The 14,246-nt window shown below is 60.7% G+C and carries 11 protein-coding genes; 9 read left to right on the top strand and 2 right to left on the bottom strand.

The annotated features are described in order from the left end of the window. Positions 1-92 precede the first annotated feature (92 nt). Genes LZ009_RS00410 through LZ009_RS00400 form a run of 3 tightly spaced genes read left to right on the top strand, consistent with a single transcriptional unit; the run spans position 93 to position 4,959 of the window. Entirely contained in the window at positions 93-2,747 is a 2,655-nt protein-coding gene (locus LZ009_RS00410; RefSeq protein ID WP_275695904.1) for an FkbM family methyltransferase, read from the top strand. 18 nt (positions 2,748-2,765) lie between these two features. After that, positions 2,766-3,536 (top strand): ABC transporter permease, encoded by a 771-nt coding sequence (locus tag LZ009_RS00405; protein WP_275695903.1) that lies wholly within the window; start codon positions 2,766-2,768, stop codon positions 3,534-3,536. Next, positions 3,514-4,959: an ABC transporter ATP-binding protein gene (locus LZ009_RS00400; protein ID WP_275695902.1), complete on the top strand. Its 1,446-nt coding sequence runs from the start codon at positions 3,514-3,516 to the stop codon at positions 4,957-4,959. Before LZ009_RS00405 ends, LZ009_RS00400 begins: the two co-directional genes overlap by 23 nt. Here LZ009_RS00400 and LZ009_RS00395 read toward each other — a convergent pair. Then, positions 4,902-6,254: a glycosyltransferase gene (locus LZ009_RS00395; protein ID WP_275695901.1), complete on the bottom strand. Its 1,353-nt coding sequence runs from the start codon at positions 6,252-6,254 to the stop codon at positions 4,902-4,904. The two genes, LZ009_RS00400 and LZ009_RS00395, sit on opposite strands and share 58 nt — an antisense overlap. A gap of 4 nt (positions 6,255-6,258) precedes the next feature. Beyond that, a complete protein-coding gene (locus tag LZ009_RS00390; protein ID WP_275695900.1) occupies positions 6,259-7,434 on the bottom strand; it encodes a glycosyltransferase family protein in 1,176 nt (391 codons plus the stop codon). A 254-nt stretch (positions 7,435-7,688) separates the two neighbouring features. Between LZ009_RS00390 and LZ009_RS00385 the strand changes: the two genes are divergently transcribed. The 6 genes from LZ009_RS00385 to LZ009_RS00360 are packed head-to-tail and all read left to right on the top strand — an operon-like array spanning position 7,689 to position 14,216. Beyond that, positions 7,689-8,735: a glycosyltransferase gene (locus LZ009_RS00385; RefSeq protein WP_275695899.1), complete on the top strand. Its 1,047-nt coding sequence runs from the start codon at positions 7,689-7,691 to the stop codon at positions 8,733-8,735. Next, a complete protein-coding gene (locus tag LZ009_RS00380) occupies positions 8,732-9,943 on the top strand; it encodes a glycosyltransferase family 4 protein (RefSeq protein WP_275695898.1) in 1,212 nt (403 codons plus the stop codon). Before LZ009_RS00385 ends, LZ009_RS00380 begins: the two co-directional genes overlap by 4 nt. A 33-nt stretch (positions 9,944-9,976) precedes the next feature. Further along, entirely contained in the window at positions 9,977-10,849 is an 873-nt protein-coding gene (locus LZ009_RS00375; protein WP_275695897.1) for a dTDP-4-dehydrorhamnose reductase family protein, read from the top strand. A 16-nt stretch (positions 10,850-10,865) separates the two neighbouring features. Next, positions 10,866-11,879, top strand: a complete 1,014-nt coding sequence (locus tag LZ009_RS00370) for a polysaccharide biosynthesis protein (RefSeq protein WP_275695896.1) — start codon at positions 10,866-10,868, stop codon at positions 11,877-11,879. Further along, positions 11,872-12,999 (top strand): non-hydrolyzing UDP-N-acetylglucosamine 2-epimerase, encoded by a 1,128-nt coding sequence (wecB, locus tag LZ009_RS00365; protein ID WP_275695895.1) that lies wholly within the window; start codon positions 11,872-11,874, stop codon positions 12,997-12,999. Before LZ009_RS00370 ends, wecB begins: the two co-directional genes overlap by 8 nt. Continuing rightward, on the top strand, positions 12,996-14,216 hold the full coding sequence (locus LZ009_RS00360; protein WP_275695894.1) for a glycosyltransferase family 4 protein: 1,221 nt from the start codon (positions 12,996-12,998) through the stop codon (positions 14,214-14,216). Before wecB ends, LZ009_RS00360 begins: the two co-directional genes overlap by 4 nt. Positions 14,217-14,246: the final 30 nt, after the last annotated feature.

Here is a 14,246-nt window from a genome sequence, read left to right as displayed (position 1 = left end):
CGAAGCGGTCCGACCGGTCCGGCTTTGCCCCATGGTCCACCGGACCAGGCGGTCACCAGCGCGAATGCGCCTTCCAGATTGCAGGAATCGAATTGGGATACCTTGTCGAAAAGTACACCGCAGCCTATTTCTTGAAGAAGGATGAAAACGGGGCTGCCGTTCCTTACGGAGTCGAGGGAATTGAAGCCTTCCAGCAAGGCCAGCTGCGTGGACACGACAGCGAGATCCTGGAGCACGTGAACTTCCGTGACGCCAGCGTTCTGGAATTCGGCTTCGGACGTGGGGAGTCGATCAAGTATGCATGGGAGCATGGCGCTGGCGGCTACGTTGGTGTCGACTTCTCGGAGCCCGCCTGCCGCATTGCCGGCGAATTCCTGAGCAAATATGCAATCGAAGGCCCCCGCATCGTCTGCTCCGATGCACTTGAATTTCTGCGCGACTACACGACGAATCCGGAAACTGCTGGCAAGAAGTTCGACGTGGTGATGATGCTCGATTTCGTTGAGCACGTGCCCCGCAGCGAATTGGCCGAACTCCTGCGCCTGTTGCGCGGATGCCTGCATGACACGTCCGTAGTGGTCGTGAACACGCCAGACTTCCTCTTCGACAATGACGTGATTTCGGAAGGTTTGAATGAGCTTGGCCGCGACTCGTCCGATTTCATCGACGAAACGCGTGGCATGCACTGCAACCGGTACACGCTTGACAGCCTGCGCAGGTTCTTTCTCGCTCTCGGCTATGCAGCAGTTAGCCGCGGACACTATTTCGTGCCCGCAGTTGCGGAAGACATGGATTTCTGGCAGGGTCAGCGCAGCTACGCAGGCGCCTGGGCCGCGGCGCAGGCGCGCGGGTGCCGACTCCAGGGTGCTTTTCCGCGTGAGACCTTCGAGATCACGCACCAGGTCAAGGAAAAGGCGGAGTTGCACACCTTTGCGGACGGAAACCTTGCCGGCCTGTCGATCTACGTCACCAAGAGCTACCTCGAGTATTACGGGGGCGGCAATTACGATTCCTTCCTGTCCGGCTTCATTGCGAGGCAGGAGCTCGCCGGCAAGGCGGTTTTCGATCTGGGCTCCTTCGTCGGCGTAAACAGCCTGCAGCTTGCGCGCCTAGTGGGTCCTACGGGGCGCGTCTGCGCCTTCGAGCCCAACCCCTTCAACGCAGACCGTCTGCGGATGAACCTGTCCGAAAACCCCGATCTGGAAGCGCGTGTGCGCGTGTTCCCGCTGGCGCTCTCGAACGAGCAGGGCACGGTGCGTTTCAATCTGCACCGGAACGTGGATGCGGGCGTCAGCAGCGCCTCGTATCTCCAGGGCGCGCGCACCACGCTGTCCGAGGAGACACTCGTCGAACTCGGCTTCCAGGAAATGGATGTCATGACCTGCACGCTGGATGAATTCGTTCGGCGGACGGGAATCAAACCGGCTCTCTTGAAGATCGACATCGAAGGCTCCGAGCATTTGGCGTTGCTCGGCGCAATGGCCACGATGAAGGAAGCCGCGCCGGCACTCATGGTGGAACTGCATTCGACCTATTGCGCCGTGATGGTCCTCAATACGCTGGACACGCTCGGGTACTCGAGTGAGTTGCTGCACATCGAGGAAGACGGGCGCTGCTACATCGGCGCGAGCCGCAGCACCGGCAAGCTGGAGGATTCTCGGCGGCGCGAATTGGAAGGCGTGGCGCTGCAGGCCAACGTGTTTCGCCATGAGCTCGACCGAGTGCGGATGCAGCAGGACGTCCAGGCGCGCCAAGCTGCGCTGCGGGATCAGGAGACGACGGCGAAGTTTGCTTCGTTGAGCGATGAAATTGAGAGACTGAAGGCCGAGGCGGACCTGCAGCAGCAGGAGAAGGTGCGGTTGGACGCCGAGGTCGCCCGCCTTGGAGGTGAAGCCGCACAACTGAGTGCAGAGGCCTCCCGTCTGGAGGCCGAGCGCGCCCGGTTGGAGGGAGAACGGGCGCGGCTCGAGGGCGAACGGGCTCGACTCGAAAGCGAACGCGTGCGGCTGGACGAAGAGCAGCAGGTTGAGCGCCTTCGCCTGCAGGCCGAAGCCTCCCATCTGCAGGCAATGTTGACGGCCGTGAGCACCGAGCGCGACCAACTGGCGCAGGAGAAATCCGGATTGACTACTCGATTGCTCGAAGAGCAGGCCGCAACGGTCGCGGTGAATGGCGAATTGCAGGTGGAGAAGGCGATTCGTGCCGCGTTGGAGCAACAATTGCAGCTCGAAAGATCGGCTGGTGCAGAACTCGCACGGCAACTCGAGCAGGAGAGAGCGGCTGCGTCTGCCCAGCTCGAGCAGGAGCGGGCCTCAGGCGTGACCCTCGGCCGCAAATTGGAGGAGGAGCGTAGCGTGCGTGCCAAGCTGGCCACGCAACTTGAGGAAGAACGGGCGACAGGTGTTCGGTTGGCTGGTCAGCTCGAGGAGGAACGAGCGACTGCTGTTCAGTTAGCGGGACAACTGCAGGAAGAACGCTCGGCCGGAGCGAGGCTGGCTGGGCAGTTGAAGGAGGAACGCGCGGCCGCCTCCAAGCTGGCTGGGCAACTCAAAGATGAACGAAGCGCTCGCGCCAACCTTGAGCAGCAACTCGAGAAGGAACGTGCCGAAGCTACCGCAGTGGCCCGCCAACTCGAGCAGGAACGTTCAAGCGCCGCTGGACTGGCGGCAGATCTCGAACGCATTCGCAATTACCCGCTGATCCGGGCTGGACGAACGGTGCGCCGGGCCTTTTTGTCAAAGAAGTAGACCGGTCTTCGGGTTGTCATGGTCATCAAACTGCGAATTTTTTATAGCTTAGTCGTCGCTGACCTGAAGCGGCGGTATACGGGAACCTACCTGGGAATGGCTTGGGCCCTCGCCGCCCCTCTGGTGACGATAGCGGTCCTGCTTTTTGTCTTTCGCTACGGGTTCCGGGCAGGCCCGGTCGGCGGCGTCGACTTCACCGTCTGGCTGGTGGTCGGGTTGATCCCCTGGTTTTTCGTCAACGACGGGCTGATAGCCGGCGCGAATGCAATCGCGGAATACAGCTTCCTCGTGCGCAAGATGAACTTCTCCACCGAGATGCTTCCGCTCGCCAGAATTTGCTCCTCCCTGTGCATCCACCTCGCCCTGCTGGTCTTCATGTTCCTGCTGCTGATGGTTCAGGGGCATCCGCTTACGCTGTACTGGCTGCAACTGCCCTATTACCTGGCCTGCCTATTTCTGCTTGTACTGGGCGCGGGGGTGTTGTGTTCGGTCGTGCAGGTGTTCGTCAAGGATTTCCAGCAGATCATCATCATGCTGATGCAGATACTTTTCTGGGCGACGCCTGTCGTGTGGGAAGCGAAGATCCTTCCCAAGGAGTTCGACCTGATGCTGCTGATGAACCCGGTCCATTATGTGGTTCAGGGATACCGCGATACCTTTCTAAACGGCATTTGGTTCTTCGAGCGGCCCCAGGAAACTCTGTGGTTCTGGCTTGGCACAGTGGTGCTCATCGCCGGCGCCCATACGCTGTTTGGCCGGATGAAACATGAATTTGCCGATGTCCTCTGAAATTTCCCCTGTCGTCATCCGTGTGCGCGGCGTCACCAAGGCTTATCGCCTGTACAACAGCAAGGCCGACCGCGCCGCTGAACTGTTCCTGCCGTTCGGCAGGAAACGCCACCACCTGCATTACGCCGTACGCGATGTCGACTTCGACGTGGCGAAGGGCGAAAGCATCGGCATCATTGGACGCAATGGCTCCGGCAAGTCGACGCTGCTGAAGATCATTTCGGGCGTGCTGACAGCGACCGCTGGGGAAGTTTCTCTGCAGGGGCGGTTGGCGTCGCTACTGGAACTTGGCGCAGGCTTCAACCCCGAACTTACCGGCCGCGAGAACGTGTACTTCCAAGGCGCGTTGATGGGCCTGTCAAGTGCCGAAATGGAAATGCGCGTGGCGGAAATCCTTACATTCGCCGACATCGGCGAGTTCATCGACCAGCCCGTCAAGACCTATTCCAGCGGGATGTTCGTGCGCCTTGCATTTTCGGTTTCCATCCATGTCGATCCCGAGGTGCTGATCGTGGATGAGGCCCTGGCCGTGGGGGATGTGCGATTTCAAAAGAAGTGCGTTGACTGGATGAGACGGTTCCAGCAGCGGGGTGGTACGGTACTTTTCGTGAGTCACGACATCTACACGGTCAAGGCTTTCTGCAATCGCCTCATCCTAATCAACAACGGTGTTGTAGAGGCGATGGGCGATCCGGACACTGTGGCGAGTCGCTATTACCAGATCATGTTTCCGAACGCTTCCAGTAGCGTCACTGTTGCGGGGGATGAAATGGTGGCCCTCCAATCCGAAGTCGAAGCGGGCGCTGCGGGTGAAACGGAAGTTGAGATCGAGGCGGACGCTTCGGCGGCGATTGATGTGCCCGACCAGGACGACAAGGACCGTTACTGGTTCGAACCGGACATGAGCGACAAGCAGCTCCAATGGGGCAGCGGGGCGGCCTGGGTCGCTCGCTTACGGGTCGCCGGAGTACGGGACCCAAATCTTTTTGATTGGAATGACGAAATCATTTTCGACGTCGTCGTGCGCTGGGACCGCGAGGCAGTCATGCAACTTTGCGCCGAATACCACTTGCAGCCGAATCTGCTAGTTGGATTCCGGCTCGAGAACAGCAAGGGGTTCGTCATCACGAATTTCACCAATGGCCTGCTTGAAGGAAAGGGATTCGACATTGCAGCGAGTGAGGCTGACGAATGCCGCATCCAGTGTCGGGTTGCCCCGCTGCAGCTCGCCGCAGGAAATTATTTCCTGACGCCGGGCTTGGCTATCGGCGTCATTGATCACCTTCACCCCGTCATGGAATACACGAATCTGGTTCACCTGCTCTGCGACACGTCGCGGCAGGTGATGGGCCAGATGCGCTTGGACTACGACATCACGCTCAAAGCGGCAATGCCGGTCGAATCGTCGGTAGTGCCGGCCTGACCCTCGAGGGCAGGTTGCGCCGGCAATCCCTGCAGGATAGTCGCGTAGTAGGCCTTGGCCTTCTCGCGCAGGATTCGCTCGTCGAGGCGCTGTACAACGGTGGTCCAGTTCAACGTGGCCGCATCGTCGACCAGCGCGTCATTCTGAAGCGCCTGCCGCAGGCAGTCGGCAATCACGTGAGGGTTGTCCTGGGGTATCTCCATGCCGGTCACGCCTTGCTGAATCCATTCGTTGCAGCATGAAGTGTTCGTCTGGATGGGGAATGCGCCCATCGCCATCGCTTCCAGCAGCGAAGTGCTGATCGCATCGCTGGCGCTCACCCCGAGATAGATGCGTGCCCGGCTGAACATCCTCAGCATGTAATCGTGCGGAACGTGGTGAAGAAGGCGTATGTCGATCTTGAGCCACTCGCGCAGCTCATCCACGCGGCCATGGATCTCCGGCGATGCCGTATACACGATGACTTGATATCCTTTCAGCAGGTCCGCGCAACGTTCGATTGCCTCCAGCGCGACCATGGCTCGACCGGCGAAATGCTGGTAACCCTTCACCATGATCAGCTTGCGCTTGGAAGGCTGGTGGGTGAAGCGCACGCGCGCGGCCACTTCGACGTTGAAGCCTCCAGTATTTGGCATGACCGGCATCACAGGCGCTGTTAGCCCCAGTTCGCGAGCCATTCCAACATCGCGTTCGCATTCGCACGAGTAATAATCCACGCTGCGTAGCAGACGTGAGATCTGCTGTCGGTGCCCCTCCAGCTGCCGGTAGTAATAGATGTCGCTGCCCCAATTGGTCGCCAACCACTTGGGAAACCCGTCCGCCCCCAGCAGGTCGCGAGCAGCGAGCACCAAATAGCCGCAATGTTGGAACTCGAGCGAATGGATCAGGTCAGGGCGCAGCTTGCGGATTAGTGCACCAAGTACGCGCGGGCCGTAGATAACGGGGGCCGTCTGGTCGGACTCGCCCAGCCGCATTCGGCGCGCATTCAGGTAGGGCATCCATCGAGTGAGGACCGGAACGCCGTACACATGGCCAACCGGGCAGGGAACAACCGGAGGCGTCGCCGGGTGCCGGCCCATCAGGCGCAGGACGACGTTCTTGGCCCATTGCTTGAGCGCGTGTCGCGGCCTGGCGATGGGGAAAGGCTGATGGATGGTTACCCCACGCAGGTCAGGATGCGCCGGCAGGTGGTTGACGGGGAAGAGGTGGATGTCATAGCCGGCATCCGAGAGCTGGTTGATCCAGCGGACTGTGTGCGTGCTCATCTGCATCGCCACGAAGAGAATCTTCTTCAACTGACTAACCTTTCCGGATGATATCGGCGAACTGGCGCGCGACATGTTCGCCGCTCAGCATCGACCGAAAGGATTCATTGCAATTGCTGCCGCTGTAGCCCGTCCGCACATGGTCGATGGCGCCTTCGAGCGCGCTTTCGATTCCCGTGATATCGCTCGGGCGGGCATGCCAGGCGCCGAGCGACTGCATCGCCTCTTGCGACGCGCCGGGTGGCACGATGCCGACAATAGGCCGCCCGGCGCCGACGTAGTCGGCTACCTTGCTGGCCAAGAACAGGTTGCGGCGCACATCGGCTTCGATGAGCAGCAGGACGTCGGCGTCATACATTAGCTGCAGCGACTCCAAGTATCCGACCTGCGCCACGGTCCGAATCGTGCCGGCGGGCAAGGCCAAAGCCGCAGGCGTCTGCAGCATTTCGGGCGGGACGAGGCCCACCAGTTCAACGACTACTTGACCGCGCAGCGCCGGTCGACGCTGGAACAGGCGCCCCAGCGCCTCAAAAACGGGCTCGGGCGAGCGGCGTCCGTACAAGACGCCGACATACCGCAAGACGATGTGCTCGTTGTTCGCCTTGGGACGCGCAGGGTACAAATCGCGGTTGTACACGTGCGGCAGGACGCCGGTCTTGCTGCGCAAAGGCGCCCTCATGCCCCGGAACATCAGATCCAGCGAATGTGGGGAGCTATGGATGATATGGTCCGCCCGCCGGATCGACCAAGGCTCGTGCCAGGTGTTCCATAGCTTGGTCCGAATATCGATCTCCAAGGGGTTTCCAGCCCAAGGGTCGCTGAACTGCGCGATCCAGCGCACTCCTTTACGTTGCGCCTTCACCTTGGCCATGACGGAGTTCACGGAGTGGAACGGTGACCAAGTCATAACCGCCTCGTATCGGGTCAGGTCGCGCCCCATCAACTCCTCGTAAGCCGGCTGGTGCAGCACGGTCATGAGGTCCGGGACGCGCGCCAGGCCCTTGAATCGCGCCTGCGCCCAGCCCCGCCAGCCCAGCGGCGGCTCGAGCCGCTTGATGTCTCCGAAGGTTCGCTCGGCGAAGGGAACCAAGCCGTGGTCCAGAGGCAACTCCCGGCAGAAGGAACCGGCGCAAACAACGTCAACGGAATAGCCAAGCCGTGCCAGTGCCGCCATCGGCTTGAAGACTGCCGGGGTCATCTGGACCTGCATGGGCGGAAATGCATAGGCAAACAGGAGGACGCGCCCAGGCGGTGAGGGAGAATGCGTCCTTCGTGTTCCTGCGCGTGTTTCTGTCTCTGTCGAAATGAACATCTTCAACCTGGATCGGCATACCGCCGCTTGCCTGAGGCAAGGGCGGTTCGCTTGGGTAACTGGGAAATCGGCTGCCTGCTTCGAACGGCGGGGTCGAGTGGCAGACCTCCATTTTGCCACTGCGGGAGTACTCCCTTTTCGTCGGCGCGTGCATGGCTAAAGTGCTTTTGAGCGCTTTCGGCATTCATTCAGGCGGCGGCCGAGTTCTGCTCGATGCCATCCTGCGCGAATTGAAGCCGGAATTGAAGGCCGTTGCGCTCGATGCGCGCATGCGCGGGCACGTCGATACCGAAGGCGTGGCTTGCGAGTTTGTTCGCCCCTCCATGGCAGCCCGCCTTCGCAGCCTCCAGCGCCTCGCCGGGCGCGCTTGCCAAGGCGATGTGTTGTTCTGCTTCAACAACCTGCCGCCATTGCGCGGGCCGGCGGGCGGTCGGGTGATCGTTTACATGCAAGGCCGACACCTGCTTGCACCCGATCCGGGCATCCGGTATCCGACGCGGACTGCGCTCCGTGTCGCGATCGAGCGCTGGTGGCTCCGCCTTGGCATCAGGAACTGTGACGAAATGTGGGTTCAAACGCCCACCATGGCCGAACTGGCGCGACAAATCTTTCCCGGTCTTGCGGTTCACGTAAGGCCCTTCTGCGACGCGGCCGTTGCCGAAGGTCTTCTGGCAAATGAGGCACCGACAAGAGCGCTTATTCCTCCGGCGGAAAACGCCACGTTTTTCTATCCGGCGGACGCGGCGGCGCACAAGAATCATGTGATCCTCCTGGCCGCTTGGCAGAGGCTCGCCGTGAAAGGCTGCCGGCCGCTTCTCTACCTGACTCTCGACAAGGCCGCCTTTGCTCGGCTCGCAAGGAGCGCCGGTCTGGAAGAGGCTACGGGGCCGCGGATCATCAATCTTGGAGAGCTGACGCGCTCTGCCGTGCTGCACCGCATGGCGCAGAGTTCGGCGCTGCTCTTTGCATCATCGCTAGAGAGTTTCGGTCTTCCTCTGCTGGAGGCGCGCTCCTTGGGCATGCCGATCCTCGCGGCGGAACGCGACTTTGTGCGGGACGTCTGCATTCCCCGCGAGACCTTTGACCCGGCATCGGCGCGCTCGATCGAGGCAGCGGTATTGCGCTTTCTGGCGCCGGGCCTCGCGCCGGCGCCGTCGGTGGTCTCGGCCCGGGAATTTGTACGCGTCTTGTTGGAATGAAAGTTCTGATCATCAGCCAGCATTTCTGGCCGGAGTCCTTCCGCATTAATGAGGTGGCGTTGCAGTTACGCGACGCGGGCTGCGAAGTCACAGTGCTCACGGGCAAGCCGAACTACCCGCATGGAACGGTGTATCCGGGCTATCGTGCGGGCGGCATCGCACAGGAGTCGTATCAAGGGATCCCAGTGTTCCGCGTGCCGCTTGTTCCGCGCGGAAGGGGTGGCATCACTTCCTTAGGGCTCAACTACCTTTCATTCGTGCTCACCGGCGCTCTGATCGGCCCCTGGGTGCTGCGTAGCCAGCAGTTCGACGTGATCTTCGTCTACGGCACCTCTCCCATCCTCCAGGCGATCCCGGGCGTGGTGTTGCGATGGATTAAGCGGGCGCGGCTCGTGGTGTGGGTTCAGGACTTGTGGCCGGAAAGCCTCCAGGCCGCGGGCTTCATCCACAACCGTTACATTCTGGGGGCAGTTGCTCAGGTGGTGCGGCTGATCTATCGCTGCTCCGACCTCTTGTTGGTGCAATCGCGAGCGTTCGGCCCAGCAGTGACGCCGCTTGCCGGCCAGACTCCAGTCGAGTACTTTCCCAATCCGGGCGAGAGCGCATTTGCGGGAACGGATGAGGTGGATACCGGACCGACCCCACTGCAACTCGAGCCCGGATTCAATCTCGTGTTCGCGGGCAATCTGGGCATCGTGCAAGGTCTCGACAGCCTGCTGGGCGCCGCGGAAAGGCTGAGGGCCTATCCTGACATCCGTCTTGTGCTGGTTGGAAGTGGCCGTCGCAGCGCCTGGTTGCATGAGCAGATCGCACTCCGAAAGTTGAACAACGTGGTGCTGCTCGGCCGCTACCCGTCGGAGGCGATGCCGGCCATCTTCGCGCAAGCATCGGCGCTGGTGCTGACACTGGCGCGCAACCCTGTCATGAGCCTTACCGTGCCGAGCAAGCTGCAAGCTTACCTGGCGGCCGGACGACCCGTCATCGGAGCACTGGACGGGGAAGGTGCCCGCGTCGTCCAGGAGGCTGGGGCGGGGTTCGCCTGCCCTGCTGACGATGCCGCCGCACTAGTAGCAGCCGTTTTGCGGCTTTACAAACTGGATATTTCGGAGCGCGAGGCGATGGGGCGCGCTGGACGCAACTATTATCTGGAACACTTCGAGCCGACCAAGCTGGGTAGTCGTCTCGCGGAACGGTTCCGGCGCTTGTAATAATCTCGCCTTGATCACCAAAGGGAGTAATTCATGACTGGGCCGACAGCCACCCGGGTCTTGGTACTAGGCGCCTCGGGAATGCTGGGGAATGCAGTACTGCGCCTATTTGCCGATACTCGCGATTTTGACGTGCGCGGCACGGTTCGCAGTGCTTCGTCGCTGCGCCTGTTGCCGGAAGCCGTGCGAGAGCGAATCGCCGTGGGCGTGGACGTGGAGAACCAGGACAGTCTGGCAGGGGCATTTGCGACTGCTCGCCCCGACGTGGTCATCAACTGCGTCGGCGTCGTCAAACAACTCGCTGAGGCCGACGAGGCGTTGACCGCCATTCCTATCAACGCCTTGCTTCCCCATCGCCTGGCGCGCCTATGTGCCGTCGCCGGTGCCCGATTGGTGCACGTGAGCACAGATTGCGTATTCTCCGGTTCGAAGGGGGGGTATACGGAAGCTGATTTCCCGGACGCGAATGATCTTTACGGTCGCAGCAAGTATTTGGGCGAAGTCGACTATCCAAATGCCGTAACGTTGCGCACTTCCATCATCGGGCACGAGTTGGCCAGCGCGCATGGGCTAGTGGGCTGGTTCCTAGCGCAGCAAGGCAAAGTCAAGGGCTTCCGGCGAGCCGTATTCTCCGGACTTCCGACGGTGGAACTGGCGCGCGTGATTCGGGACCACGTGCTGCCTCGTGGCGATCTCCATGGAACCTGGCATGTCTCGTCCGCGCCGATCAACAAGTATGACTTGCTGAAGCTGGTGGCTGAAAGCTACGGCAAGGAGATCCGGATCGAGCCCGACGAGCGGCTGGTGATCGACCGCTCGCTTGATTCCCGGCGCTTTCGCCAACTAACCGGCTACACCCCCTCGGCGTGGCCTGAGCTGGTTCGCCGCATGCGCGACTTTGGTTAACCAACGATTCACTCACATGTTCAAGAACAAGACCCTTCTTATCACTGGCGGCACCGGCTCTTTCGGTAACGCAGTGCTGCAACGATTCATCGATTCCGATTTCGCCGAAATCCGTGTGTTCAGCCGCGACGAAAAGAAGCAGGAAGACATGCGCATTGCGCTCAATAGCGACAAGGTGAAGTTCTACATCGGAGACGTCCGCAACCCCGACAGCGTCACCGATGCGATGCGGGGCGTGGACTATGTGTTCCACGCCGCGGCCCTGAAACAGGTGCCTTCCTGCGAGTTCTATCCGATGGAAGCGGTTCGCACGAACGTGATTGGCGCCGAGAACGTGATGCGCGCGGCCATCGAAAACAAGGTCAAGCGCTGCGTGGTCCTGAGCACCGACAAGGCCGTCTACCCGATCAACGCCATGGGCATGTCCAAGGCGATGATGGAGAAGGTGATGGTTGCCAAGTCGCGGCTATCTGGGCCCGATGGCACTGTCCTGTGCGCAACGCGCTACGGCAACGTCATGGCGTCTCGCGGGTCCGTCATTCCGCTTTTCCTGGAACAGCTACTGGCCGGAAAGCCGTTGACGATCACCGACCCCACGATGACCCGCTTCCTGATGTCCCTCGAGGAATCGGTCGACTTGGTACTGTATGCATTCCAGCATGCCCGCCCGGGCGACATTTTCGTCCAGAAGGCTCCCGCCTCCACGGTAGGGGACTTGGCACAGGCCCTGAAGGAGTTACTGCGACGCAACAACGCCGCGATCAATGTCATCGGCACGCGCCATGGCGAGAAACTTTACGAATCTCTGGTGTCGCGTGAGGAAATGGCGCGGTCCGAGGACCTTGGAGGCTACTATCGGGTTCCCGCTGACTCCCGCGACCTCAATTACAACAAATATTTCGTCGAAGGCGAACCGGAAATCTCGCAGATCGACGACTATACGTCGCACAACACGCGCAGGCTGAACGTTCGCGAGGTCAAGGAAACCCTCATGTCGCTGAAAATCGTGAGGGACGCGATCCGTGACTAAGCTTAAGGTAATGACCATGGTCGGCACGCGTCCGGAAATCATCCGGTTGTCGCGCGTGATCGACCGCTTCGACCGTCACTGTGAACATACGCTGGTTCACACCGGACAGAATTACGACTACGAACTGAACGAGGTATTTTTCAGCGACCTGGGAATCCGCCGCCCCGATGTTTTTCTGGAAGCTGCTGGCAAGAACGCCGCGGAAACCATCGGCAAGGTCATCACGGCCGCGGATGAAGCACTGGAGCGCCACGCGCCAGAGGCTCTGCTGATCCTGGGCGATACGAACAGCTGCCTTGCTGCCATTGCCGCCAAGCGACGGAAGGTGCCGATCTTCCACATGGAAGCCGGCAACCGCTGCTTCGACTTTCGAGTGCCCGAGGAGATTAACCGGCGCATCGTGGACCACACGGCGGACATCAACCTGACATACAGCGAAATTGCCCGCAGTTACCTCCTGCGCGAGGGCCTGCCGCCGGATCAAGTGATCAAGACCGGCAGTCCCATGCGCGAGGTCATCGAACACTATCGGGAGGGGATCGAATCATCGCAGGTGCTGGAGCGGCTCGGGTTGCGCGAGGACGGTTATTTCTTGGTCAGCGCCCATCGCGAGGAGAATGTTGATGCGCCTGAGCGGCTGCGCAAGCTGTTCCAAGTCCTGAACCAATTGGCGACCCGCTTCGAACTTCCGGTGATCGTGTCCACGCACCCCCGTACGCGCAAACGTATGGAGGCGCTCGGCCTCGAGGCGCATGGTAACGTTCAGTTCAACAAGCCTTTCGGATTTCTCGACTACGTCGCATTGCAGACTAAGGCACGTTGTGTTCTGTCGGACAGTGGGACCATTACAGAAGAATCCTCGATCCTCAACTTCCCGGCTCTGAACCTGCGCGACGTCCATGAGCGTCCAGAGGGCTTCGAGGAGGCCAGCGTGATGTTCGTAGGCCTCGAGATCGATCGCGTCCTCCAGGGACTGGAGGTTCTTCAGGATCAGCCGCGCGGAGAGCAGCGGCTGCTGCGCTTGGTCGAAGACTATTCACCACGAAACGTTTCCGACAAGATTCTTCGGATCGTGCTGAGCTACACGGGGTTCGTCAACCGCAGGGTGTGGGGTCGATGATTTTCCTCACGCTGGTAAGTGCTGCTGTGGCATTCGCACTGTGCCTCGTATTCATACGAGCGGCCAGCGGACATGCGCGGCGTTATGCCGCGAAAAAGCCCCAGCGCTTCCATGTGGGCGACGTCCCGCGGATTGGTGGAGTTGCGGTACTTCTGGGCGTAAGCGCCGGGTGGCTAACAGCTGTTTTCTCCAACAGCCTAGGTCATGACCAGTTGAACACCGGCATAGGACTGCCGATGGCCGTGACTTGGCTGGTTATTCTGCTCCCCACAGCACTCGGCGGAACGTGGGAAGACGTGACGCAGGACCTTTCGATTGAACTTCGCTTCGGGATGACCGGACTCAGCGCCGCTCTATCCTGTTGGCTGCTGGACGTGGCCCTGGTCCGCACGGGATTGCCGATAGCTGACGCGGCACTCAGCGCTTTTCCGGCCCTTACAGTGCTGCTCGGGTTCACCGCCGTGCTCGGTCTACAGCACGCGTTCAACCTCATAGACGGATACAACGGTTTGGCAGGTACTGTCGCGTTGCTAATCTGCCTGGCGCTGGCCCATGTCGCACTCCAGAACAAGGATCGAGAGTTGGCCGGATACATCATCTGTGTAGCGGGCGCGACGGCTGGGTTCCTGGTGTGGAATTACCCTCGAGGTTCGATTTTCGCCGGCGACGGCGGAGCTTACTTGTGGGGGCTGGTGATTTCGGTTGCCTCGTTGCAGCTTGTGCAGCGGCACCCCGAGGTTTCGCCTTGGTTCCCCTTGCTGCTCGTCATTTATCCAGTATGGGAAACTTTCTTTTCCATCTACAGAAAGATGGTGAAGGGGACGGCTCCCGGCGTCGCCGATGCGCTGCACTTTCATCAGCTCATCTATCGGCGCATCGTGCGCAACGTGCTTGACGAAGACAGGGCGCGCCGCATCTTGCGCCGTAACAACCGCACATCGCCCTACTTGTGGGGGTTCACGATTTTGTCAGTTGGACCCGCCGTTCTTTTCTGGTCCTACACGCCGGCGCTCGTTTTCTTCTGCCTACTCTTTGCGTTTTCGTATGTTTCTGCGTACCTGATGATTGTGCGGTTTAAGGTGCCCCGGTGGATACGCGCGCTCCCGGGAAGGCGCCGGCCACATCGGCCAGCCGCGGGGCGGCGCAAGGGCAAAGCAGCGACGCCGCCGCCCACGCGCTGGAGTCCCGGCGCGCCCGCCGATAAAGAGCGCACTTGAGCATCCGGGGCGCCCGGTGTTGCAAAATCG

The sequence above is a fragment of the Ramlibacter paludis genome, from assembly GCF_022012305.1.
In the GTDB taxonomy this organism is placed as follows: domain Bacteria; phylum Pseudomonadota; class Gammaproteobacteria; order Burkholderiales; family Burkholderiaceae_C; genus Ramlibacter; species Ramlibacter paludis.
This window is presented reverse-complemented; position numbering and strand designations above follow the sequence as displayed.

Coding starts and splice junctions, on each gene's coding strand:
- LZ009_RS00360 (WP_275695894.1), top strand. CDS start 12,996: ATGATTTTCCTCACGCTGGTAAGTGCTGCTGTGGCATTCGCACTGTGC.
- LZ009_RS00405 (WP_275695903.1), top strand. CDS start 2,766: ATGGTCATCAAACTGCGAATTTTTTATAGCTTAGTCGTCGCTGACCTG.
- LZ009_RS00370 (WP_275695896.1), top strand. CDS start 10,866: ATGTTCAAGAACAAGACCCTTCTTATCACTGGCGGCACCGGCTCTTTC.
- LZ009_RS00400 (WP_275695902.1), top strand. CDS start 3,514: ATGAATTTGCCGATGTCCTCTGAAATTTCCCCTGTCGTCATCCGTGTG.
- LZ009_RS00380 (WP_275695898.1), top strand. CDS start 8,732: ATGAAAGTTCTGATCATCAGCCAGCATTTCTGGCCGGAGTCCTTCCGC.
- LZ009_RS00385 (WP_275695899.1), top strand. CDS start 7,689: ATGGCTAAAGTGCTTTTGAGCGCTTTCGGCATTCATTCAGGCGGCGGC.
- LZ009_RS00390 (WP_275695900.1), bottom strand. CDS start 7,434: ATGCAGGTCCAGATGACCCCGGCAGTCTTCAAGCCGATGGCGGCACTG.
- LZ009_RS00375 (WP_275695897.1), top strand. CDS start 9,977: ATGACTGGGCCGACAGCCACCCGGGTCTTGGTACTAGGCGCCTCGGGA.